Source organism: Nonomuraea roseoviolacea subsp. carminata (assembly GCF_024172185.1).
Lineage (GTDB): Bacteria > Actinomycetota > Actinomycetes > Streptosporangiales > Streptosporangiaceae > Nonomuraea > Nonomuraea roseoviolacea.
Genome location: NZ_JAMZEC010000001.1, coordinates 8690399 through 8709799, shown reverse-complemented (window position 1 = coordinate 8709799; position 19401 = coordinate 8690399). Strand labels below are relative to the sequence as shown.

General features: G+C 72.2%; 21 protein-coding genes. 12 read left to right on the top strand and 9 right to left on the bottom strand.

Annotation, left to right across the window (positions count from 1 at the left end):
- The first annotated feature begins 121 nt into the window (after positions 1 to 121).
- Positions 122 to 1240, top strand: coding sequence for a sensor histidine kinase (locus HD595_RS40500; RefSeq protein WP_253778829.1), 1119 nt, complete (start codon positions 122 to 124; stop codon positions 1238 to 1240).
- Complete coding sequence (locus HD595_RS40495; RefSeq protein WP_253778826.1) at positions 1237 to 1869, top strand: response regulator; 633 nt, start codon at positions 1237 to 1239, stop codon at positions 1867 to 1869. The genes HD595_RS40500 and HD595_RS40495 overlap by 4 nt, the downstream gene beginning before the upstream one ends.
- Positions 1870 to 1951: 82 nt before the next feature.
- Here the strand turns inward: HD595_RS40495 and HD595_RS40490 are convergent, their stop codons facing one another.
- Together HD595_RS40490 and HD595_RS40485 are read right to left on the bottom strand one after the other, a co-directional pair.
- Entirely contained in the window at positions 1952 to 2419 is a 468-nt protein-coding gene (locus tag HD595_RS40490) for a pyridoxamine 5'-phosphate oxidase family protein (protein WP_253778823.1), read from the bottom strand.
- Positions 2420 to 2475: 56 nt separating this feature from the next.
- Positions 2476 to 3237, bottom strand: a complete 762-nt coding sequence (locus tag HD595_RS40485; protein WP_253778821.1) for a MerR family transcriptional regulator — start codon at positions 3235 to 3237, stop codon at positions 2476 to 2478.
- A gap of 90 nt (positions 3238 to 3327) precedes the next feature.
- On the opposite strand from HD595_RS40485, the gene HD595_RS40480 reads away from it, so the two are divergent.
- The 3 genes from HD595_RS40480 (at position 3328) to HD595_RS47335 (ending at position 5828) form a co-directional block, all read left to right on the top strand.
- Positions 3328 to 4185: a MerR family transcriptional regulator gene (locus tag HD595_RS40480; RefSeq protein WP_253778818.1), complete on the top strand. Its 858-nt coding sequence runs from the start codon at positions 3328 to 3330 to the stop codon at positions 4183 to 4185.
- Positions 4176 to 4688 carry a hypothetical protein gene (locus HD595_RS40475; RefSeq protein ID WP_253778816.1) on the top strand — a complete coding sequence of 171 codons (513 nt, stop codon included), beginning with the start codon at positions 4176 to 4178 and terminating at the stop codon, positions 4686 to 4688. Before HD595_RS40480 ends, HD595_RS40475 begins: the two co-directional genes overlap by 10 nt.
- A 210-nt stretch (positions 4689 to 4898) precedes the next feature.
- A complete protein-coding gene (locus tag HD595_RS47335) occupies positions 4899 to 5828 on the top strand; it encodes a MarR family transcriptional regulator (RefSeq protein ID WP_420540768.1) in 930 nt (309 codons plus the stop codon).
- A gap of 86 nt (positions 5829 to 5914) precedes the next feature.
- Here the strand turns inward: HD595_RS47335 and map are convergent, their stop codons facing one another.
- Positions 5915 to 6682, bottom strand: a complete 768-nt coding sequence (gene map / locus HD595_RS40465; RefSeq protein WP_253778810.1) for a type I methionyl aminopeptidase — start codon at positions 6680 to 6682, stop codon at positions 5915 to 5917.
- A 47-nt stretch (positions 6683 to 6729) separates the two neighbouring features.
- Here map and HD595_RS40460 point away from each other — a divergent pair, with 47 nt between their 5' ends.
- Together HD595_RS40460 and rox are read left to right on the top strand one after the other, a co-directional pair.
- Positions 6730 to 6984 (top strand): helix-turn-helix domain-containing protein, encoded by a 255-nt coding sequence (locus tag HD595_RS40460; RefSeq protein WP_175598220.1) that lies wholly within the window; start codon positions 6730 to 6732, stop codon positions 6982 to 6984.
- A 415-nt stretch (positions 6985 to 7399) separates the two neighbouring features.
- The gene (gene rox / locus HD595_RS40455) at positions 7400 to 8896 is read left to right on the top strand and encodes a rifampin monooxygenase (RefSeq protein WP_301309730.1); all 1497 of its coding nucleotides are present in this window, start codon (positions 7400 to 7402) and stop codon (positions 8894 to 8896) included.
- Between the two features lie 79 nt (positions 8897 to 8975).
- On the opposite strand, the gene HD595_RS40450 is transcribed toward rox, so the two are convergent.
- Positions 8976 to 9815: a dienelactone hydrolase family protein gene (locus HD595_RS40450; RefSeq protein WP_253778807.1), complete on the bottom strand. Its 840-nt coding sequence runs from the start codon at positions 9813 to 9815 to the stop codon at positions 8976 to 8978.
- 103 nt (positions 9816 to 9918) lie between these two features.
- Here HD595_RS40450 and HD595_RS40445 point away from each other — a divergent pair, with 103 nt between their 5' ends.
- The 3 genes from HD595_RS40445 to HD595_RS40435 all read left to right on the top strand — a co-directional run bounded on the left by HD595_RS40445 (position 9919) and on the right by HD595_RS40435 (position 11823).
- Positions 9919 to 10896, top strand: coding sequence for a GlxA family transcriptional regulator (locus HD595_RS40445; RefSeq protein ID WP_253778804.1), 978 nt, complete (start codon positions 9919 to 9921; stop codon positions 10894 to 10896).
- A 195-nt stretch (positions 10897 to 11091) separates the two neighbouring features.
- The gene (locus tag HD595_RS40440; RefSeq protein WP_253778801.1) at positions 11092 to 11589 is read left to right on the top strand and encodes a GNAT family N-acetyltransferase; all 498 of its coding nucleotides are present in this window, start codon (positions 11092 to 11094) and stop codon (positions 11587 to 11589) included.
- 63 nt (positions 11590 to 11652) lie between these two features.
- Positions 11653 to 11823: a hypothetical protein gene (locus HD595_RS40435; RefSeq protein ID WP_253778798.1), complete on the top strand. Its 171-nt coding sequence runs from the start codon at positions 11653 to 11655 to the stop codon at positions 11821 to 11823.
- A gap of 62 nt (positions 11824 to 11885) precedes the next feature.
- Here the strand turns inward: HD595_RS40435 and HD595_RS40430 are convergent, their stop codons facing one another.
- Complete coding sequence (locus HD595_RS40430) at positions 11886 to 12830, bottom strand: SDR family NAD(P)-dependent oxidoreductase (protein WP_253778795.1); 945 nt, start codon at positions 12828 to 12830, stop codon at positions 11886 to 11888.
- A 91-nt stretch (positions 12831 to 12921) separates the two neighbouring features.
- Here HD595_RS40430 and HD595_RS40425 point away from each other — a divergent pair, with 91 nt between their 5' ends.
- Entirely contained in the window at positions 12922 to 13509 is a 588-nt protein-coding gene (locus HD595_RS40425) for a TetR/AcrR family transcriptional regulator (RefSeq protein ID WP_253778793.1), read from the top strand.
- 61 nt (positions 13510 to 13570) lie between these two features.
- Here the strand turns inward: HD595_RS40425 and HD595_RS40420 are convergent, their stop codons facing one another.
- The 4 genes from HD595_RS40420 to HD595_RS40405 form a co-directional block, all read right to left on the bottom strand.
- Positions 13571 to 13807, bottom strand: a complete 237-nt coding sequence (locus HD595_RS40420; RefSeq protein ID WP_253778791.1) for a DUF6289 family protein — start codon at positions 13805 to 13807, stop codon at positions 13571 to 13573.
- 191 nt (positions 13808 to 13998) lie between these two features.
- The gene (locus tag HD595_RS40415) at positions 13999 to 15042 is read right to left on the bottom strand and encodes a tyrosine-type recombinase/integrase (RefSeq protein ID WP_253778789.1); all 1044 of its coding nucleotides are present in this window, start codon (positions 15040 to 15042) and stop codon (positions 13999 to 14001) included.
- Positions 15043 to 15147: 105 nt separating this feature from the next.
- Positions 15148 to 16677 carry a helix-turn-helix domain-containing protein gene (locus tag HD595_RS40410; RefSeq protein ID WP_253778788.1) on the bottom strand — a complete coding sequence of 510 codons (1530 nt, stop codon included), beginning with the start codon at positions 16675 to 16677 and terminating at the stop codon, positions 15148 to 15150.
- Between the two features lie 16 nt (positions 16678 to 16693).
- Complete coding sequence (locus HD595_RS40405; protein ID WP_253778787.1) at positions 16694 to 18397, bottom strand: enoyl-CoA hydratase-related protein; 1704 nt, start codon at positions 18395 to 18397, stop codon at positions 16694 to 16696.
- A gap of 394 nt (positions 18398 to 18791) precedes the next feature.
- On the opposite strand from HD595_RS40405, the gene HD595_RS40400 reads away from it, so the two are divergent.
- Entirely contained in the window at positions 18792 to 19331 is a 540-nt protein-coding gene (locus tag HD595_RS40400) for an LOG family protein (protein ID WP_253778786.1), read from the top strand.
- The last annotated feature ends 70 nt before the right edge of the window (positions 19332 to 19401 follow it).

The window sequence follows — 19401 nt, the reverse complement described above, 5'->3', positions numbered from 1 at the left end:
CCGGATGAGCTTCTCTCACCAAGGCGCTGTCCAACACCGGCAGGTCGACGACAGTCGAGCTCAACGCTTCAAGATCGACTCATGGCCGGTTCTGGCCGTATCTCGGCTGGACCCGTACCTGTTGCTCGCCGCCTCGGCCCTGCGGCTGGTGTCGCGGCACGGCATGGTCGCGCAGAGCGTGACGTCCCTGGCCGTGTGCGGGCTGCTCGCCTCGGCGTACGCGGTGGGCGTCGTGTTGTGGGACCGGCTGGGGCGCCGGCGGCTGGTCTGGCTGGGATGCGTGGCGGCGATCTGGCTCGGGCTGGTGGTGCTGGCGCCGTCGTTCAGCTGGTGCGCGGTCCCGCTGCTGTTCGTGTGCCTGCGGCTGCTGAACGCGCGCGGGGTCGCGGTGGCGGCCGCGGGGCTCACCCTCGTGGTGATCGCCGCCCAGATCAAGATCGCCCAGGAGGTCGATCTCAGCCTGGTCCTCGCGCCGATCGGCGTGGCCGCCATGACGGCGGTCGTCTTCGGGGAGCTGCGGCACGAAAGCGCCGCCCGGCAGTCGCTCATCGACGACCTGATCAGCGCGCGGGAGACGCTGGCCGAGTCCCGGCACCGCACCGGTGTGCTGGAGGAGCGCGAGCGGCTGGCCGGGGAGATCCACGACACGCTGGCCCAGGGGCTGACCAGCATGGGGATCCTGCTCCAGGCGGCCGATCGGGTGTGGGAGGGCGACCCGGAGCTGGCCCGCGCCCACCTGCGGCGGGCCGCTCGGGCCGCCGCGGAGAACCTGGAGGAGGCCCGGCGCTTCGTCCGCGACCTGCAGCCGGCCGGCCTGGTGGGGGCGTCGCTGCCCGAGGCGCTCGCCCGGCTGTGCGCGAGCGCCGGCGACGGCACCGGGCCGCCGGTCGGTTTCCGGGTGGCGGGCGAGCAGTACCCGCTGGAGCCGGAGGCGCAGGCGGCGCTGCTGCGGGTCGCCCAGGCGGCGCTGGCGAACGTGCGCGACCACTCCGGCGCCGCGCGCGCCATGGTCACCTTGTCGTACCTGGACGGCGAGGTCACGCTGGACGTCTTCGACGACGGGACGGGCTTCGCGCGGCCCGCCCCCGCTCCCGGACGGGGGTACGGGCTGCGGGCGATGCGGGAGCGGCTGGCGCGGGTGGACGGCGTGCTGGCCGTCGAGAGCGTCGTGGGCGAGGGGACGGCGATCGCGGCCACGGTCCCGGCCGGGCGGCAGCGGGAGGCGGTGGAGGCGCGATGAGGGTGTTCCTGGTCGACGACCACCCGGTGGTGCGGGCGGGCCTGGTGGCGCTGCTCGGCGCCGAGCCGGACATGGAGGTCGTCGGCGAGGCCGGGGGCGTGGTCGAGGCGCTGAGCGGGATCGCCGCGTGCGAGCCGGACGTCGTGCTCATGGATCTGCAGCTCGGCGACGGCATCGACGGGGTGGAGGCGATCCGGCGGATCGGGGAGCTGTCCTCGCCGCCGCGGGTGCTGGTGCTGACGACGTACGAGAGCGACGCGGACGTCATGCGGGCCGTCGACGCCGGAGCCACCGGCTACCTGCTCAAGGTGTGCCCGCCGGAGGAGCTGTTCCAGGGGATCCGCGCCGCCGCCGGGGGACGGACGGTGCTGTCGGCGGAGGTGGCGAGCCGGATGATGCGGCGCCTGCGCGCGCCGGCCCCGGCGTTGAGCGTGCGCGAGGTGGAGCTGCTGGAGCTGCTGGCGAGCGGCGCCGGGAACCGGGAGATCGCCAGGCGGCTGTTCATCACCGAGGCGACGGTCAAGACGCATCTGGTGCACATCTACGGCAAGCTCGGCGTGGACACGCGGACGGCGGCCGTGACGGCCGCCGTGGAGAGGCGTCTCATCAGGCTTCCCGGCCCTCAGTGAATCTACAATGTAAAGGAGATGGGTCTGGGCAATGACGACATCTCCTTCCAGGAAAAAACAACTCCACTGGAGGAGGAGCCGCCTACTCGACGTGCCAGCGGCCACCGGTCATCAGGTCACGACCCTCCAGCTCGTTGACCTCACGCCACGCCTGGACGACCTCCGGCCGCACGCGGAAGTACAGGTACGGGCTCTTGAGCGCGCGCGGGTCGAAGCCGGTCTTCACGGCGAAGGCGTCCCCGACCCGCGGGGAGACGTCGTCGATGCGCAGGGTCTCGACGGTGCCCTCGATGAGCACCACGTCACGCGTCAGGCCGAGGCCGAGCCTGGCCCTGCCGTTCGCCTGGAGGTTGGCGGCGGTAGGGCTGGCGGCCGCGGTGGCGAGCAGGAGCGTGGCGCCGTCCCACAGGAAGGACAGCGGCACCATATACGGCTCGCCGGTGCCGGGGTCGGCGGTGGCGACCCACGCGTCGACGTCGTGCTCCAGCCGGTGGAGGGTGTCGCGCTTGCGCTGGTGGGCGGATCGGGCGGGGGGCGGCGTCGGCGTCATCGGGTCGGCTCCTGTGGCTGGTCGGAAGATCGAGCCGATCGTATAGAGAGCGCCGGTCAGGCGGGGTGGCGGGTGGCGTTGGCGTGGATGGCCAGGCGGAGGTAGGCGGCCAGGCCGGGGGTGTGGCGGTCGAAGGTGGCGGTGAAGCGGGGGTCGGTGACGTACAGGTCGCCGAGCCCCCGGTGGATGTCGGGGGTGCAGGGGTAGAACCAGCGGCTGATGTGGCCGCGGTGGCGTTCGGCGAGGTCCATGGCGTGGTCGCTGTCGGCGGGCACGCCGGCTTCGCGGGCGGCGGTGAGGTCGTCGATGAGGGCGGCGGCTTCGGCTTTGAGCTGGAGCCAGTCGGCTCGGGTGTAGGTGGCGACGCGGCGGCGGCTTTCGGCGTAGTGGGGGGTGGCGCCCCAGCGGCGTTCGACTTCGGGGGTGTGGTCTTCGGGGCGGAAGGCGCCGAAGATCTCGAAGCGTTCGTCGGGGGTGAGGGGGATCTGGAGGGCGTGGGCGTTGAGGGCGCGTTCCACGGCGTTGATCACCTCGTTGAGTCGGTGGGCTTGGCGGGTGAGGAGTTCGTGCTGGCGGCGCAGGTGGGTGAGCTCGTCGGTGTGGGGGGCGTCGAGGATGACGGCGATCTCGTCGAGGGGGAAGCCGAGTTCGCGGTAGAGGAGGATCTGCTGGAGGCGGGTGAGGTCGGCGTCGGTGTAGCGGCGGTAGCCGGCGTGGGTGCGTTCGCCGGGGGTGAGCAGGCCGATCTCGTCGTAGTGGTGCAGGGTGCGGACGGTGATGCCGGCGAGTTTGGCGACCTGTCCGACGGAGAGGCTCATGGGCTTACCTTGCACCCTGACGTGGCGTGAGGTTCAAGCCGGTCGGTGCGGGTGGACTCTCCCATGGGGGGAGAGGCCATGCTGGGGTGCGTGGACGACGAGGAGTTGTTGCCGATCGGGGCGTTCGCGCGGCTGGGGCGGTTGAGCGTCAAGCAGGTGCGGCATTACGGGGAGCTGGGTCTGCTGGCGCCGGCGTGGGTGGATGAGGCGACGGGTTATCGGTATTACCGGGCGTCGCAGGCGCGGGTGGCGTTGTCGATCGGGTTGTTGCGGTCGATGGATGTGCCGTTGGCGGTGATCGCGCAGGTGCTGGGTGGGTCGGCGGAGGCGTTGGAGTCGGTGCGGGAGGGGTTGGAGGCGGAGTTGGCGCGGCGGCGTCGTGCGCTGGCGTCGTTGGAGCGGGTGATGGCGCGGGGGTTGCCGTCGGCTGAGGTGCGGGTGGTGGTGGAGCCGGCGTGCCTGGCCGTGGTGGTGCGGGAGGGGGCGTCGGGGGAGGCGGATGTGGCGCGGGCGACGTCGGCGGGGGTGGCGCGGTTGCTGGAGTACGTCGCGGCGCGGGGTTCTTCGGTGGCAGGCGGGGCCGGGGCTGGGGCCGGGGTGGGCGCTGTCGCGGAGGGGGTGCGGCTGGTGGGGTTGTTCCCGCTGGACATGCAGGAGGCGATGGATGTGGCGGTCGCTCTGCTGGTGGAGGGGGCGCCGTCGGGGGGGTTGCCGGCCGGTGGCCGGGTGGAGGTGCTGGCCGGGGGTGCGTTCGCGTGTGCGACGCATGTGGGGCCTTATGACCAGATCGGCTTGACCGTTCATGCGGTGCTGGCGTGGTGCGCGGAGCGGCGCCACGCGGTTCGGGGGCCGATCCGTGAGGTGTACGTGTCGGATCCGTCCGTCACGGCGCCTGAGGAGCTCGTGACTCATCTGATGATCCCTCTGGAGGAGGAGCCATGCTGGTAGAGCTGAAGACGTACGGTCCGGCGACGTGTCTGAGCGTCACGGGGATGGGGGCGCCGGGCGGCGCGGAGCATCTGTCGGCGATCGGGGCGCTGTTCGCGGTGGCCGGTGGGATGGGCGGGCCGGCGGGTCCGTTGGAGGGGCAGTGGTGGGTGGAGGATCCGCGGCCGGGTCTGGAGGTGGAGCGGGAGCTGTGGCGGTGGCATCTGATGCTGCCGCTGGCGGGGGAGCCGGAGCCGGGTGCGGTGGAGGCGGCGCGGGAGATGGTGCGTTCGCCGGGTTCGGCGGTGGATCGGGTGCGGGTGGTGACGTACACGGAGGGGTTGTGTGTGGAGGCGCTGCATGAGGGGCCGTTCAGCGAGGAGCACGTGACGTTGAAGGTGATGGAGGAGTTCATGGCGGAGGGTGCTCTGGTGCCGAACGGGCCGCATCATGAGGTGTATCTGACGCCGTTGGACGATCCGGCGCCGCGTACGGTGTTGCGTCAGCCGGTGCGCCGGGGCTGAGGCCGCCGCCGGGTGTCCCGCCGCCGCGGGGTGTGGGTGTGGCGGCGGCGGGTGGCGTCGGGTGATCGGTTCGGCCGTCGGTCTCCTGCACGCGCAGGCCATCGGCGCCTTGAGGTGGTCGTGGCCTTGTTTGCGGAGAGTGAGCCGCTTGTCCTCATCCAGTGCCTTGCGCAGGTCGGCGACGTCGGTCACTCGCGTTTCGCCCGCGACATGCGCGGCCTTTCCCGGTGGGATCGCCTCCAGCCGCTTCTCTGTCGGGCCGAGCGCGTCCAGGTTCTGCAAGAGCGCCAGGCGTGCCTTGGACTTGCCCGGGGACGCGGCCTGGGACACGGCCTTCAGGCCGTCGTACTAGCTGCGTCAGGTGACCGGATGGACCACCAGCGGCCGGGCCGGCCTGGCGCGTGCGGCCGGGTCGACCCGGTCCGCCACGAGCGTGAAGAGCCGCGATTGACCAGGGCGGTGGCAACCTGGGAGCGGCTGTTGCCGGCCTGCTCGTCGCCGCGGCCGTGCGGATCGCCGGTCACAGGAGGTTCCGGGAGGGGTAGCGGCGCGGGATGCGAGCTGACCGCCCGGCACGGAGCGCTGCTGGCCCAGCTCATACCCGGAGAGATGATCGCCGTCCGTGACCTGGCCCGCCGGATGGGCCTGTCCCTGTCCACGGTCAGCGAACTGGCGGGAGGGCTGGCCGACGCCGGACTGCTGGAGCGCCGCGAGGGACCCCGGCGATCGGCGGCGTACGCTGCTGGCGCTGCACGAGCGCTACCGGCCGCAGTTCGAGGCGTACTTCGCCCGGCGCATCGCCCCCCTGACCCGGGCCATGGACCGCCTGACCCCGGCCGAACGCGCGGGCTTCCTGGCCGGTCTGGCCGCCTGGGCCCACGAGGCCGCGCAGTCCGCCGACCCGAAGCGCTGACACCGCGACCCGCCCTCGAAAGCCATGTGACGTACGTCGTGCCGGGTGGGCGTCACACGATCGTGGCCGCTTCGCGGCGATATCCGTGCATGTCAGCAAAGAACGGAACGAACACGACGGTCGAGGTAAGCGGAAGGCACGCTAGGGACGTCGGAGTCACTGATCGTCACGGGGCACCCCCACACCGGCCCGAGAGCAAAGCTCTTCATGACCACCTGATCGCATGATGCCTGGACGAGGTGTGCGATCACAGGTGTTCGTCAGGGCCCGGTGTGCCGCGCGTCGAGGGACTGGGCGAGGGCGTGCGGCGGGGTCAGGGGAGGGTGAGGATGCGGGGGCCGTCGTCGGTGATGGCGACGGTGTGTTCGGCGTGGGCGGCGCGGCTGCGGTCGTGGGTGGTCAGGGACCAGCCGTCGGGGGCGGTGCGGTAGCGGTGGGCTCCGCCGGCGATGAACATGGGTTCGAGGGCCAGGACGAGGCCGGGGCGCAGGGGTAGGCCGCGGCCGGGCCGGCCGTGGTTGGCGACGTGGGGGTCTTCGTGCATGTGGCGGCCGATGCCGTGGCCGCCGAAGTCGAGGGGGTAGCCGTAGCCGGCGGCTTGGGCGGTGGAGGCGATGGCGTGGCTAATGTCGCCGATGCGGTTGCCGGGGATGGCGGCGGCGATGGCGTTGTCGAGTGCTCGGCGGGTGGTGTCGATGAGGGTGGCGTCGGCCGGTGCCGGCGGTCCGATGGTGATGGTGGTGGCGCTGTCGCCGGCCCATCCGTCGAGGTAGGCGCCGCAGTCGATGCTGAGGACGTCGCCTTCGCGCAGCCGGTAGCGGGTGGGGATGCCGTGGACGATGACGTCGTTGACGGAGGTGGACACGACGGCCGGGTAGGGGGTGGGGGCGAAGGGTGGGTGGTAGCCGAGGAAGGCGGGGGTGGCGCCGGCTTCGGCGATGAGGGTGGCGGCGAGTTCGTCGAGTTCGTCGAGGCGTACGCCGGGTGCGGCGTGGCGGGTGAGGGCTTGGATGGTGCGGCCGACGACGCGGCCCGCTTCGCGCATCGCGTCGAGTTCGGCCGGGGTTTTGATCTCTACCATGGCGATAACTATACCGGTATTCCTATACCGGGCTGTAGACTGGAGGCATGGTACGGCCACCGCTGACACCCGAGGAGCGGCTGCGTGGCGAGCAGCTCGGCGTGACCCTTCGCCTGGCGCGGGGCGAGCGCAGCATCGTCGAGGTCGCCGCCGCGGCGGGCATGTCGGCCGAGACGCTCCGCAAGATCGAGACGGGTCGCATCGCCACGCCGGCGTTCTTCACGATCGCGGCGCTGGCCGATGTGCTCGGCGTCTCCCTGGATCGTCTGGCGGACCGCGTCACACCCGCCGTACCCGGCTGATCCCGTAGCCGGCCGTGCCCTGGCGGGAGGACTTGTCGGCTGCGTGCGGGTGATCGGCTCACGCCGTCTGGGGCGCCGTGCGGTCACTCGGATGCGGGGCTGCGCGTCACGGCGCTCGCCACATGCGGGGCGAGAGGCTGGATGGACCAGGCGGTGACGCGGCCCGCGCGGGTGATGCGGTGGTCAGGGTCGCGACTCGGCCGGGTGTGAGCGGTGCGGCGGATGCGGCTGGAAAAGGATTGGACGGGTGATGTGCGGGCTTGTAGCTTGCACGTGACCGTGACACCGCCCGAGGAGGTGAGTCCCATGAACGCTGTAGCGATGTGGGTGCTCCCCCTTCCCGTCACGGCCGGCGATTGACGTAGGTGTCGCCGGGAGCGCCTCGCCATGAAGGCACTCCCGAAAGGCAACACCTATGCATTCTTCGCAGGTCCCCGCCGAGCCGTCGTCGGCCTCCGGCGCCGATCGCGGGCCCCTCCTCTTCGACGTGGTCATCGCCGGGTGCGGGCCGACCGGTGCGATGCTGGCCGCCGAACTGCGGCTGCACGACGTGCGGGTCCTCGTCCTGGAGAAGGAGACCGAGCCCAAATCGTACGTCCGCATCGTCGCTCTGCATGCGCGCAGCCTCGAACTGATGGCGATGCGCGGGCTGCTGGATCGCGTCCTCCGGCACGGAAGGCGGCGTCCGGCCGGCGGGTTGTTCGCCGCCATCGACGCACCCGTGCCCGAGGGCCTGGATTCCGCGCACGCCTATCTGGTGGGCATTCCGCAGCCGGTCATCGAGCGCCTGCTCGAAGAGCACGCGATCGGCCTGGGCGCGCAGGTGCGGCGCGGTTGCGCGGTGGCCGGTTTCGAGCAGGACGACGAGGGGGTGACCGTCGAGCTGGCCGGCGGGGAACGGCTGCGTGCGCGCTACCTCGTCGGCTGTGACGGCGGGCGCAGTACGGTGCGCAAGCTGCTCGGCGTCGGCTTTCCCGGCGAGCCGTCGCGGACCGAGACGCTGATGGGCGAGATGGAGGTGGGCGTGCCGCAGGAGGAGATCGCCGCCAAGGTGGCCGAGGTCAGCCGGACCCGTCGGCCGTTCTGGCTGCGGCCCTTCGGCGGCGGGGTGTACAGCGTCGTCGTCCCCGCCGCGGGCGTCAGTGATCGCGCGGAGCCGCCCACGCTGGAGGATTTCCGGCAGCAGTTGCGCGCCGTCGCGGGGACTGATTTCGGCGTGCACTCCCCGCGCTGGTTGTCCCGCTTCGGGGACGCCACCCGGCTGGCCGAACGGTATCGCCTCGGGCGGGTGCTGCTGGCGGGCGATGCGGCGCACATCCATCCCCCCATCGGCGGACAGGGTCTCAACCTGGGCGTTCAGGACGCGTTCAACCTCGGCTGGAAACTGGCCGGGCAGGTCCGCGGCTGGGCGCCGCCGACGCTGCTGGACACCTACCAGGCCGAACGTCATCCGGTCGCCGCGGACGTGCTGGACAACACCCGCGCCCAGATGGAGCTGCTGTCCCCCGAGCCGGGCCCGCGCGCCGTGCGCAGGCTGCTGACCGAGCTCATGGGCTTCGACGTGGTGAACCGCCGTCTGATCGAGAAGATCACCGCGCTCGGCGTCCGCTACGACGTCGGCGCGGGCCCCGACCTGCTCGGCCGCCGCCTGCGCGACATCGACGTGAAGCAGGGCCGCCTCTACGACCTGCTGCATCGCGGGCGCGGTCTGCTGCTGGACCGCACCGAGCGCCTGGGCGTCGGCGGCTGGTCGGACCGGGTCGAGCATCTCGCCGATCCCTGCGCGGCGCTGGATGTCCAGGGTGTCCTGCTGCGTCCCGACGGTCACGTCGCCTGGATCGGCGACGATCAGCAGGACCTGGACGGCCACCTGTCCCGCTGGTTCGGCGAGCCCATCGGCTTGTCCTCCTGAAGCAGTTCGAGGAGGGGGAGATGCCGGCCGTCCAGGAGGGCGGCCGGCCACGCCGCGGCCCCGGCGCGCCGCGCGGGCGCTATGGCCGGCTCTGTCCGGACGGGCGCAGGCGATCCGTCAGGAAGGCGATGATCTCGTCCCTTGCCTGGAGCGTGGGGTGCCCGTCCTCGTCGACGAGGTGGGCGGTGACGACGCTGTGGGGGGTCTGGACCACGTCGGCGAAGAACGGTGGCGGGCTGGGGTTGGCGGCGCCGCCCGGCAGGACGCGGCCGTCGAAGGCGTCGCCGAGGAGCGCCTGGTAGGTGGCGAAGCGCCAGCCGGTGCACCAGCGGTCGCCCTGGAAGCGGTAGGCGAGGACCTTCAGCCCGTCGCGTGCGACGCGCTCTCGGACGGCGCGGGCGTCCTCGTCGCTGAGCTCGAGTCCGGCGGGATCGTCCAGCGGCAGCGACGGGTGGTTGAGCACCGGCGCGATGACGGCCGGCTCCAGCGCCATGGTGAGCGCGAAGTTGCCGGTGAAGCACAGCCCGATCGCGCCGACGCCCGGGCCGCCGCATGCGGCGTGGGCTTGGCGCGCCAGGCCCCGCAGCCATGCGGTGACCGGGCTGGTGCCGCCCCCGGCGAAGGCGCGGAACTCGGCGCTGACGCACGCCCGGCGCACCACCTCGGTGCCGGCCTCGGCCGTGGGGTAGGCGCCGTCGATCCCGAAGAGCGAGGGGACGTACACGGTGAAGCCGGCGTCCCGCACCCACCGCGCCAGCCGCAGGACGTCCGGGCTGATCCCCGGCATCTCCGGCATCAGGACGACGGCCGGCCCGGAGCCCGCGGCGTACACGGTCTTCACCACCCCCTCCACGTCCACGAGCCGGCGGGAGAAGTCCGCGATCTTGTCGTCGAGTGGTCGTCCGCTGGTAGCGCTCATGACGAACAGCGTGGACCGGTGCCGCCGCCGGCGGTGAGAGGCCAGATCGCCAGGTACGCGGGTAATCTCGCCACACCATGCCGGTACGAGTGGGGAGGCGGGCGTGAGCGCGCTGCGCGTCGGTGTCCTGGCCTATCCGGGCTGCTTCGCCTCCGAGGTGTTCGGCGTCCCCGATCTGCTGACGATGGCCACGCACGTCGCCGGAGCGGACGGCTGCGGATACGAGGTGTCGATCGTCTCGCCGCGCCGCCGTGTCGTCGCCTCGGGCGGCGCGGCGTTGGAGGTCGTCCCGTTGCGCGAGGTGGACGTCCTGGTGGTGCCCGGTCTGGAGCTCGTGCCGGGCCTCGACGTGGAGGCGAGGCTCGCGCCGCTGGCCCCTGAGGTCGCGGCGATCCGCTCGTGCGCCGCCGCCGGCGCCGTCGTCGTCTCGATCTGTGTCGGGGCGTTCCTGCTGGCCGAGGCCGGGCTTTTGAGCCGGCGCCGCGCCACGACCGCCTGGCTCCTGGCCGGCGAGCTGGCTCGGCGCTGCCCGGACGCCGACGTCCGGCCCGATCGCCTGGTCGTCACCGACACGGGGGTGACGACCACGGCGGCCTTCAGCGCCATGTACGACTTCGCGCTGGACCTGATCCGCCGGCACAGCGGCGCCGGCGTGGCCCGGGCGACGGCGCGGGTGGCGCTCCTGGACGACGCCCGCTCCTCGCAGACCCCCTACGTCGACCCGCGCCTTCTTCCGCGCCCCGGGAACGCGTTCTCCCACCGGGTCATGCGGCGGCTCGACCAGAACCTCGCCGCCCGCTACGACCTGGCCGCGCTGGCGGAGACGTTCAAGGTCAGCACGCGGACGCTGCTGCGGCGCTTCGCGGAGGAGACCGGGCAGAGCCCGCTGGAGTACCTGCAGGCGGCGCGGGTCCGGCGCGCCCGCCACCTGCTGGAGACCACCGACCGGACCGTCGCCGGCATCTGCGCCGCGGTCGGGTACCGCGACCCCGGCACGTTCGCCGCGCTGTTCGCCAGGCACACGGGGCGGCGTCCGAGGGACTACCGCGCGGCCTTCCGGCGCGCTGAAGGATCGTCCTGACGGCCCTCCGCTCGGCCACCGGGCCGGGTGGAGCGGATCGTGGGCAGGGTGCGGTTGGAGCGGGGGTTTCGGCCGCCTGTGCTGAACGCCGATGAGGGGTCGAGGCGGAAATGCCGTGGAGCCGGGCCGGGGCCGGGCCTTATGGTCGCAGGGCATGGGCAGCAGGTGCCCCGGGCGCGTGGTCTGGTGGGTGCGATGGTGGCGGTCGAGTGGTTCGAGGGCCCGCGTGAGGAGCTGGCCGGCCTGTTCGAGCTCGCGGACGACTCACCGGTGGCGGTGAGAGGCTACCGCGAGCTGGGGCGGGTGCTGGTGGCCCGGGACGGCGGGACCGTCGTCGGCCACCTGCAGCTCATCGCGGGTGAGTGTGCGGGGGAGGCGGAGGTCAAGAGCCTGGCGGTCCGGGAGGATCGTCAAGGCGCCGGGGTCGGTCGGATGCTCGTGGAGCGCGCGGCGGAGGTGTGCCGGGAGGAGCGTCGATCGACGCTTCTGGTCGCGACCGCGGCTGCCGACACGCGCGTGCTGGGCTTCTACCAGCGGCTCGGGTTCCGGCTGCTGCGCGTGGAGCGGGATGTCTTCACCCCGCAGGCCGGCTATCCCGCGACGGAGGTGGACGGCATTCCGCTGCGGGACCAGGTCTGGCTCTCCCTCGACCTGCGGGGCTCAGCCCGCGCGGCAACGACAGTCTCGGGCTGACCGAGATCGGCCGCTTCGGCGATCACGACGGCTATGACGGGGTGCTGCTCGAGGTGCAAAGCGGTGGGGGTCGTCGCGCGCCGCCTCGCCACCGATCCCGTCACGCCCGCGAACCCGTACTGGGCGGCGCACGCGACGACGTTTGAGGACCCCGACGGCTTCCGGGTCGTCCTGGTGCCCGAGCGCTGGGAGCCCGGCGAGGTCGCGCGCGATCACCGCGACGACCGAGGCTGATCTCCATCACCGGGATGGCCGCGAACCTGTACGCGGCCGTGGGTTGTCGCTCGCCCGGCGGTTCACCCGAGGTGCGTGCCGGGATCGAGGCCGGTCAGGCCGGCGGTGGCGCTCCACAGGCGCGCCGCGAGCTCGGTGTCGGCCAGGTGACCGCGGACGGGTTCGAGGGCGGGCAGGCCGCGGATGCCGAACATCCGGGGCCCCCACAGCTGGCCGCCGCGCACGGACGGGTCGAGCACGGCCCGGACGGCGGGCCAGGCGGCGGCCTGCTTGCCCTGCAGCAGGACGCCGGCCGGCAGGCCGCGCAGCCGCTCGCCGGTGGTGCGCCGGTGGACGGGCGGCCGTGAGGGGGTCAGAGCGTCGAGCGCGCCGCCCGGGTGGGTGACCACGCTCAGCGTGCTGCTGCCGGCGGCGCGCAGGCGGCGGTCGAGTTCGAAGCCGAACAGCATCTGGGCGAGCTTGGATCGCGCGTAGGCGCGTTTGGGCCGGTAGTCGCGCGTGCTCTGCAGATCGTCGAGGTCGAGGTGCTCGGACTTGGCCGTGAAGCTGCCGGTGGTGACGACGCGGCTGGCGGGCGTGGCCGTCAGCAGGGGAGTGAGCCGGGTGACCAGCGCGTGGTGCCCGAGGTGGTTGGTGGCGAACATCAGCTCGTGGCCGTCGCCGCTCTCGCGCCGTGGCGGCTGGTCGAGCAGCACTCCGGCGTTGCAGACGACCGCGTCGAGCCTGTCGAGCCGCAGGGAGTGCGCGGCGGCTTCGATCGACGACAGGTCGGCCAGGTCGAGGCGGAGGTGGTCGAGGCGGGCGCCGGGGACGCGGGCGCGGATCGCGGCCCGCGCGGCTTCGGCCTTGGCGCTGTCGCGGCAGGCGAGGACGACGGTGGCGCCGGTGCCGGCGAGCTGTTCGGCGACGAAGTAGCCGATGCCCGCGTTGGCGCCGGTGACGAGGAAGGTCCTGCCCTCGGCGCGCGGCAGGCGTCGTACGTCCCAGACGGTCGGGGTGGGGGTCACGGCGGGTCTCCCTTCGAACAAACCTGAACTGATTCTGAAACTATAATCACTATAGATTCAGATGCGTTCGAGGTCTCGCTACGATGGGCGCATGCCGACGATGGGGCGCCGCGAGCGCAGGAAGGCACAGACCCGCCAGGCGTTGTCGCAGGCCGCGTTGCGGCTGTTCAGCGAACGCGGCTACGACGGCGTCACCGTCGCCCAGATCGCCGACGAGGCGGACGTCTCCATCGCCACCCTGTTCGCGCACGTCCCGGACGGCAAGGAAGCGCTGATCTTCGACGACGGCGCCGAACGCCACGTCTGGCTGAGCGCCGCCGTCCGCGAACGGCCCCCCGGCCAGACGGTGCTGCAGGCCCTGCGCCGATGCATGGCCGCCCGAGGCCCCTTCGCCACCGACCTGCCGCCCGAACAGCGGCGCAAACGCGACCTGATCGTCGCCACCCCCGCCCTGCGGGAGTACTCACGCAAGCTCTGGATCGCCGGCGAGCAACCCCTGGCCGAGGCGATCGCCGGCGCGAGCGGCCGCGACCCCGCCGACATGACCGTCCGCGCGCTGGCCCGTTACGTCCTGGAGATCCCCGAGCTCGCGGGCGCGGAACCCGACCCGTCGGCCGCGCTGAACGCCGTCTTCGACCTCCTCGAATCCGGCTGGCCCGAGCCGCCCCCGCCCGCCTGACCAACCGGCGTGGATCCGGCAGGGCGGGCCGGTGCCGTGCCCTGCCGGAGAAGGAGGCGCGTCAGTTGCAGGGGCTGGTGGACCAGACGACGTAGCCGCTCAGGCGCCCCCACGTGGAGACCTCGCCGTCGCAGAACTCCGTCTTGACCCCGACCAGGTTGGTGTGGGCGGCGTCGGAGTAGTACTGGGTGTTGCACATGTAGCCGGCTCGGCAGGCGGGCAGGGCCTGCGCGGCGGTGGGTACGACGGCCAGCGCGGCGGTGGTCAGGGCCGCGGCGGCCAGGACGCGACGGATCATGGATCGTCCTTCCTCGAACGGGGAGCAGCACGAAGATCACGTTGATCGACATGATCCGTCCCGCGGGAAGGGAACGCAAGAGGGGCTCATCTTCGGCCTCGCCCGTCCGCGCCGGCGGCCTCGCCAGGCCGCCGGCGCGGACGGGCGCGGGCCGAGAGGATGCGCGCCGAGAAGGGGTGGGCCCGGGAGGGTCAGCCGCCGCGGCGGGGTTCGCGCAGCAACGGGTGGACGCGCATCGCCACCTCCAGTTCCCCCGGCAGCTCGTCACGGTAACGCCCGAGCGTCGACAGGTCGCTGTGACCCAGCACCCGGCGCACGGCGTCCATGTCGACGGCGTCGGCCAGCAGATGGGTGGCCGTGGTGTGCCGTAAACCGTGCGGGGTGACCGAGCGGCGCTGGGCCGGGTCGACGCGGGCCTGCACCCGGTCGATCACCCCCTGCACCGCGCCGCGCGCCAGCCGCCGGCCCCGCCACGACAGCAGCAGCGCCTTGGCGTCGGAGCCGGTCGCCCGCTCGGCCACCAGCGGACGGCCACGCCCGAGATAGGCGTCCAGGGCCTCGGCCACCGCCTGGGGCAGCGGCACGTCACGCGTGCGGCCGCCCTTGCCGAAGATGCGCCAGTAACGGACCCCGTCGTTGGTGTAGAAGTCCTCGACGTTGGCGCGCACCAGCTCGGAGACGCGCGGCCCCATGGTCGACAGCAGCAGCACGATGAGCGCGTCACGCGACTCCATGCGCTGGTCGCGGCGGCCCTGCTGAGGAGCCTCCTCCAGCGTGCGGGCCGCGCCGATGAGACCCTGGGCCTGCTCGCGGGTCAGAGCGCGCCGCTCGGGACGCAGGCCCCCGCGCTCGCGCGCGGTGATGGTGGAGACCGTCATCGGATCGAGCTGCACCCACCCGGCCAGCAGGGCGTGCTTGAACAGCGCCGAGACCGAACGCCGGAAACGCGCCTGGGAGGACGGCGACTGGCCCGGCGCGCCGCCGTCGCCGGCGTGGGCGCGCCGGCCGTCGGGCTTGCGGGCGAAGGCCAGCAGGACCGCGTCGATGTCCTGGCCGGTCAGGTCGTCGAGCACCCGCTCGCCCCCGGCCAGGTCGACGAGCGTCGCCACGTCACGGGCGTAGACCTCGGCCGTGGCGGGGGACAGGGCCCCCGTCAGCGTCCGCGCCCGCACCAGTTCCACGTAGCGGTCCGCCGCCTCGGCCACCGTGACCCGTTCGAGCTGCGCAGGCCGCACCGTCCCCCTCCTCTGCTCGGGTGGCCGGCCCGCGCGACCGGCGAGGCCGCACGGACCGACTCAAGATCCACGAGGGAGACGGTAGCGGCCGCCACCGACAGAAACTCAGATGTCGCGGAAGGTCTCGATGCGCGCGCCGAGCGCGTTGAGCCGTTCGGCCAGATCCTCGTAGCCGCGGTTGATGACGTACACGTTGCGCAGCACCGAGGTGCCCTCGGCGGCCATCATGGCCAGCAGGACGACCACGGCGGGACGCAGCGCGGGCGGGCACATCATCTCGGCGCTGCGCCAGCGGGTGGGCCCCTCCACGAGCACCCGGTGCGGGTCGAGGAGCTTGACCGAGGCGCCCAGCCGGGTCAGCTCCGTCAGGTAGATCGCGCGGTTGTCGTAGACCCAGTCGTGGATGAGGGTCGAACCCTGCGCGGTGGCGGCGATGGCGGCGAAGAACGGGACGTTGTCGATGTTCAGGCCGGGGAACGGCATCGGGTGGATCTTGTCGATGGGGGAGACGAGCTTGGAAGGCCGCACGGTCAGGTCCACCAGCCGGGTGCGGCCGTTGGCGGCGGGGTACTCGGCGCCGCGGTCGTGATCCAGGCCCATCTCCTCCAGCACCGCGAGCTCGATCTCCAGGAACTCCACCGGCACCCGGCAGATGGTCAGCTCCGAGGAGGTGACGACCGCGGCGGCCAGCAGGCTCATCGCCTCGACCGGGTCCTCGGAGGGGGAGTAGTCGACGTCACGCTCGATGGTGGCCAGCCCGTGGACGGTCAGCGTGGTGGTGCCGATGCCGTCCACCCGCACGCCGAGCTGCTCCAGGAAGAAGCACAGGTCCTGCACCATGTAGTTGGAGGAGGCGTTGCGGATGACGGTGACGCCGTCGTGGCGGGCCGCGGCCAGCAGCGCGTTCTCGGTGACGGTGTCGCCGCGCTCGGTCAGCACGATCGGGCGCCTCGGCGCGGCGCCCCGGTCGACGCGCGCGTGGTAGAAGCCGCCGGTCGCGGTGATGTCCAGGCCGAAGTGCTTCAGCGCCGACATGTGCGGCTGTACGGTGCGGGTGCCCAGGTCGCAGCCGCCGGCGTAGGGGATCTGGAACTGGTCGGTACGGTGCATGAGGGGGCCCAGGAACATGATGACGCTGCGCGTGCGGCGGGCCGCCTCGGTGTCCATGGCCTCCAGTTCGAGGCGGGCCGGAGGGATGATCTCCAGGTCGTTGCCCTCGTTGATCCACCGGGCGCGTACGCCGATGGAGGCCAGCACCTCCAGGATGCGGTAGACCTCCTCGATGCGGGCGACCTTGCGCAAGATGGTGCGGCCGGAGTTGAGCAGGGAGGCGCACAGCAGGGCCACGCAGGCGTTCTTGGAGGTCTTGACGTCGATGCTGCCCGACAGGCGGCGGCCGCCCACCACGCGCAGGTGCATCGGGCCGGCGTAGCCGAGGGAGACGATCTCGCTGTCGAGCGCCTCGCCGATGCGGGCGATCATCTCAAGGCTGATGTTCTGGTTGCCGCGCTCGATGCGGTTGACCGCGCTCTGGCTGGTGGCCAGGGCGTCGGCCAGTTGAAGCTGGGTCCAACCGCGGTGCTGACGCGCGTCCCGAATCAACCGGCCGATCCGCACAAGGTAGTCATCTGTCACAAGAGCCGAGAATATCTCACATATGAGATTCGGCCACGCCCGCCCCTGCCGACGCGCCGGACAACTCCCGATGCGCCGCCAGATGCGCCGGCGTCGCCTCCGCCTTGCGCTTGCCCACGAACGCCGCCCGGGCCGCGGCGAAACCGTGCCGGTCATCGAACATGTCCCGGCTCATCTCCGCCAGCTCCTCCACCCGGTACGCCTCCAGCGGCTTACGCCGCTCGTCCTCCTCACGCTGCGCCCGCCGCGCCGCCAGCAGCCGCCCGTACCCCGGATCGTGCGCCAGCCGCTCGGCGTAGTCCAGCACCGCACGCTCGAACTCCAGCCGCGAGCCCGGCAACACCTCGTCGGCCAGACCCAGCGCGGCGGCCTCGGCCGCCCCCACGGGCAATGCGTCCTGGGTCAGGCGCTGGGCGGTTTCGGCGCCCACCCGCCGCGGCAACGTGTACGTCCACAGCTCCGAACCGAACAGCCCCATCGTGCGGTAATGCGGATTGAGCACCACCGACTGACGCACCAGCACCCGGTCGGCGCCCAGCCCCATCATCACCCCGCCCGCACCCGCGTTCCCGCCGATCGAGGTCACCACCAGCTGCCCGGTACAGGAGACGATCTCCCGGCACACCTGGTTGATGGCGTTGATGTTGATCCACGCCTCCATCTGCGGGTGCCGGGCGGAATCGATGACGTTGAGATGGATGCCGTTGGAGAACACCTCACCCCCGCGCACCACCAGCACGCGGGTGTCCTGCGCCACCGCGTACCGCAGCGCCGAGGTCAGCCGACGGCACTGCTCACTGGACATCGCGCCGTTGTAGAAGTCGAAACTCACCACACCCACACTGTCGCTGCGGTCATAGGTGATCTCGCTGTACCCGCTGCGCTCCTCGGCCAGCGCCGCCTGCTCACCCAGCACCGTGACCGCGGGCAGCTTCACCGCGCCCGGTTCGTCACGACGCAGATGCCCCACCCACACCGACCCGTCACCCGTGTGAACGAGCAGAGCACCCTCACGCCGGCCCGCCACCGTGCCCGGCCGGCCGGACAACGCCGGACCGCGATACACGTCGAACACCCGCACAGCGGCACCCGCCAGCACCGTCCGCCCGCCCGGCGCGCCGTCGGCCGCCCGCACCCGCCGCAGCACCGCGTCGGTCGGCTCCTCCCAGGAGAACTCCCGGTCGGCGTGCCGCATCGCCGGGCGCAACCGCCCCACCACCTCCGGACGCCGGTAGTCCAGCGGCGCCGGCGTGAAGGAGGGATCGGCGGCCTTGGCCGCCACCTCGGCCACCAGCTCGACCGCGGCGTCGGCCACGGGCCCGTTGTAGAGCGCCGACTTACGCGGCGGCTCGGCCGGCATCGGAAACGTGCGATACCCCCAGATGGGGCCGGCGTCCATCTCCTCCACCGCCTGCAGCGCCGTGACGCCCCAGCTCGGCTCGCCGTCCAGGATGGCCCAGTCGAGCGAGGACGGGCCGCGGTCACCGGGCGGACCGGGGTGGATGATGATCGTGCGCTGGGTCTGCCACAGCCGCGTGGGCACCTTCTCCTTCAGGAACGGGCAGATGACCAGATCGGGCTTGGCCAGCTGGGCGGCCTCCAGCATCACCTGCTCCGACAGGGCCAGCTCGACGGTGACGTCATGGCCGGCCCGGCGCAGCTCCAGCCAGGCGCGCTGGGTCAGGCCGTTGAACGAGGAGCAGAGCAGCAGGATACGCAACGGGGGACTTCCTTCGGATCTACGTCGTCATGCGTGGGGGAGAGGGCCGGCCGGAGCGGGCCCGCGATGGCGCACGGGCGGGGGCGCTGTCAGCGGGGCGGGCGGGAGACGCCGTCCCACCGGTCCCGCGCGTTTAAGACAGCCACATATGTCCCGTACATGCATTGATGCTTACATGCCGCGGCAAGTAGTGCTGACATAACCCCGCAAAAAGCCGCCCTGAGCCGCACCAAACGTCCAGAAATGCCGGAATTTTCGAGGGCCGCTCCCACCTCCGCACGCACCCACACCCCACCGGCCACCGCGACCGAAACCCCCCACGATCCGAACCCACCCGCCTCCACCCCGTCACCACACCCCAACCCACCCCGGCCCCGCCCCATAGGTTGAGCCCATGAACATCTGCGTCTTCCTGTCCGCCGCCGACCTCGCCGACACCTACACCCGCCCCGCCCGCCAACTCGCCCACCTCATCGGCCAAGGCGGCCACACCCTCGTCTGGGGCGGCTCCGACGTCGGACTCATGAAAGTCGTCGCCGACGGCGTCCACCAAAGCGGCGGCCGCCTCATGGGCGTGTCCGTCCACTTCCTCGTCGACAAGGTCAGAACCGGCGTCGACGACATGGTCATCGCCCGCGACCTCGCCGAACGCAAACGCCTCCTGCTCGACAAGGCCGACGCCGTCGTCATCATGGTCGGCGGCACCGGAACCCTCGACGAGGCCACCGACATCCTCGAACTCAAGAAACACGGCCACACCGACAAACCCGTCGTCCTGCTCAACACCGCCGGCTTCTACGACGGCCTCAAGCAGCAGTTCCGGCGGATGGAGGACGAAGGCTTCCTGCCCCGGCCCCTGTCCGAGCTCATGTACTTCGCCGAAGAGCCCGCCGAGGTCATGGACTACCTGCACCGGCACCTCGCCACCCCCTGAACCGCCCACCCGAGGGGGAGCGGAGCCACCGCCGACACCAGCCCGCCCTGGACGCCGGCGACACGACCGG

Bases quoted from the DNA above. Each gene is read 5' to 3' on its own strand.
- HD595_RS40495 (WP_253778826.1), top strand. From the start codon at position 1,237: ATGAGGGTGTTCCTGGTCGACGACCACCCGGTGGTGCGGGCGGGCCTG.
- HD595_RS40490 (WP_253778823.1), bottom strand. From the start codon at position 2,419: ATGACGCCGACGCCGCCCCCCGCCCGATCCGCCCACCAGCGCAAGCGC.
- HD595_RS40485 (WP_253778821.1), bottom strand. From the start codon at position 3,237: ATGAGCCTCTCCGTCGGACAGGTCGCCAAACTCGCCGGCATCACCGTC.
- HD595_RS40475 (WP_253778816.1), top strand. From the start codon at position 4,176: ATGCTGGTAGAGCTGAAGACGTACGGTCCGGCGACGTGTCTGAGCGTC.
- HD595_RS47335 (WP_420540768.1), top strand. From the start codon at position 4,899: ATGCGCGGCCTTTCCCGGTGGGATCGCCTCCAGCCGCTTCTCTGTCGG.
- map (WP_253778810.1), bottom strand. From the start codon at position 6,682: ATGGTAGAGATCAAAACCCCGGCCGAACTCGACGCGATGCGCGAAGCG.
- HD595_RS40460 (WP_175598220.1), top strand. From the start codon at position 6,730: ATGGTACGGCCACCGCTGACACCCGAGGAGCGGCTGCGTGGCGAGCAG.
- rox (WP_301309730.1), top strand. From the start codon at position 7,400: ATGCATTCTTCGCAGGTCCCCGCCGAGCCGTCGTCGGCCTCCGGCGCC.
- HD595_RS40450 (WP_253778807.1), bottom strand. From the start codon at position 9,815: ATGAGCGCTACCAGCGGACGACCACTCGACGACAAGATCGCGGACTTC.
- HD595_RS40440 (WP_253778801.1), top strand. From the start codon at position 11,092: ATGGTGGCGGTCGAGTGGTTCGAGGGCCCGCGTGAGGAGCTGGCCGGC.
- HD595_RS40425 (WP_253778793.1), top strand. From the start codon at position 12,922: ATGCCGACGATGGGGCGCCGCGAGCGCAGGAAGGCACAGACCCGCCAG.
- HD595_RS40420 (WP_253778791.1), bottom strand. From the start codon at position 13,807: ATGATCCGTCGCGTCCTGGCCGCCGCGGCCCTGACCACCGCCGCGCTG.
- HD595_RS40400 (WP_253778786.1), top strand. From the start codon at position 18,792: ATGAACATCTGCGTCTTCCTGTCCGCCGCCGACCTCGCCGACACCTAC.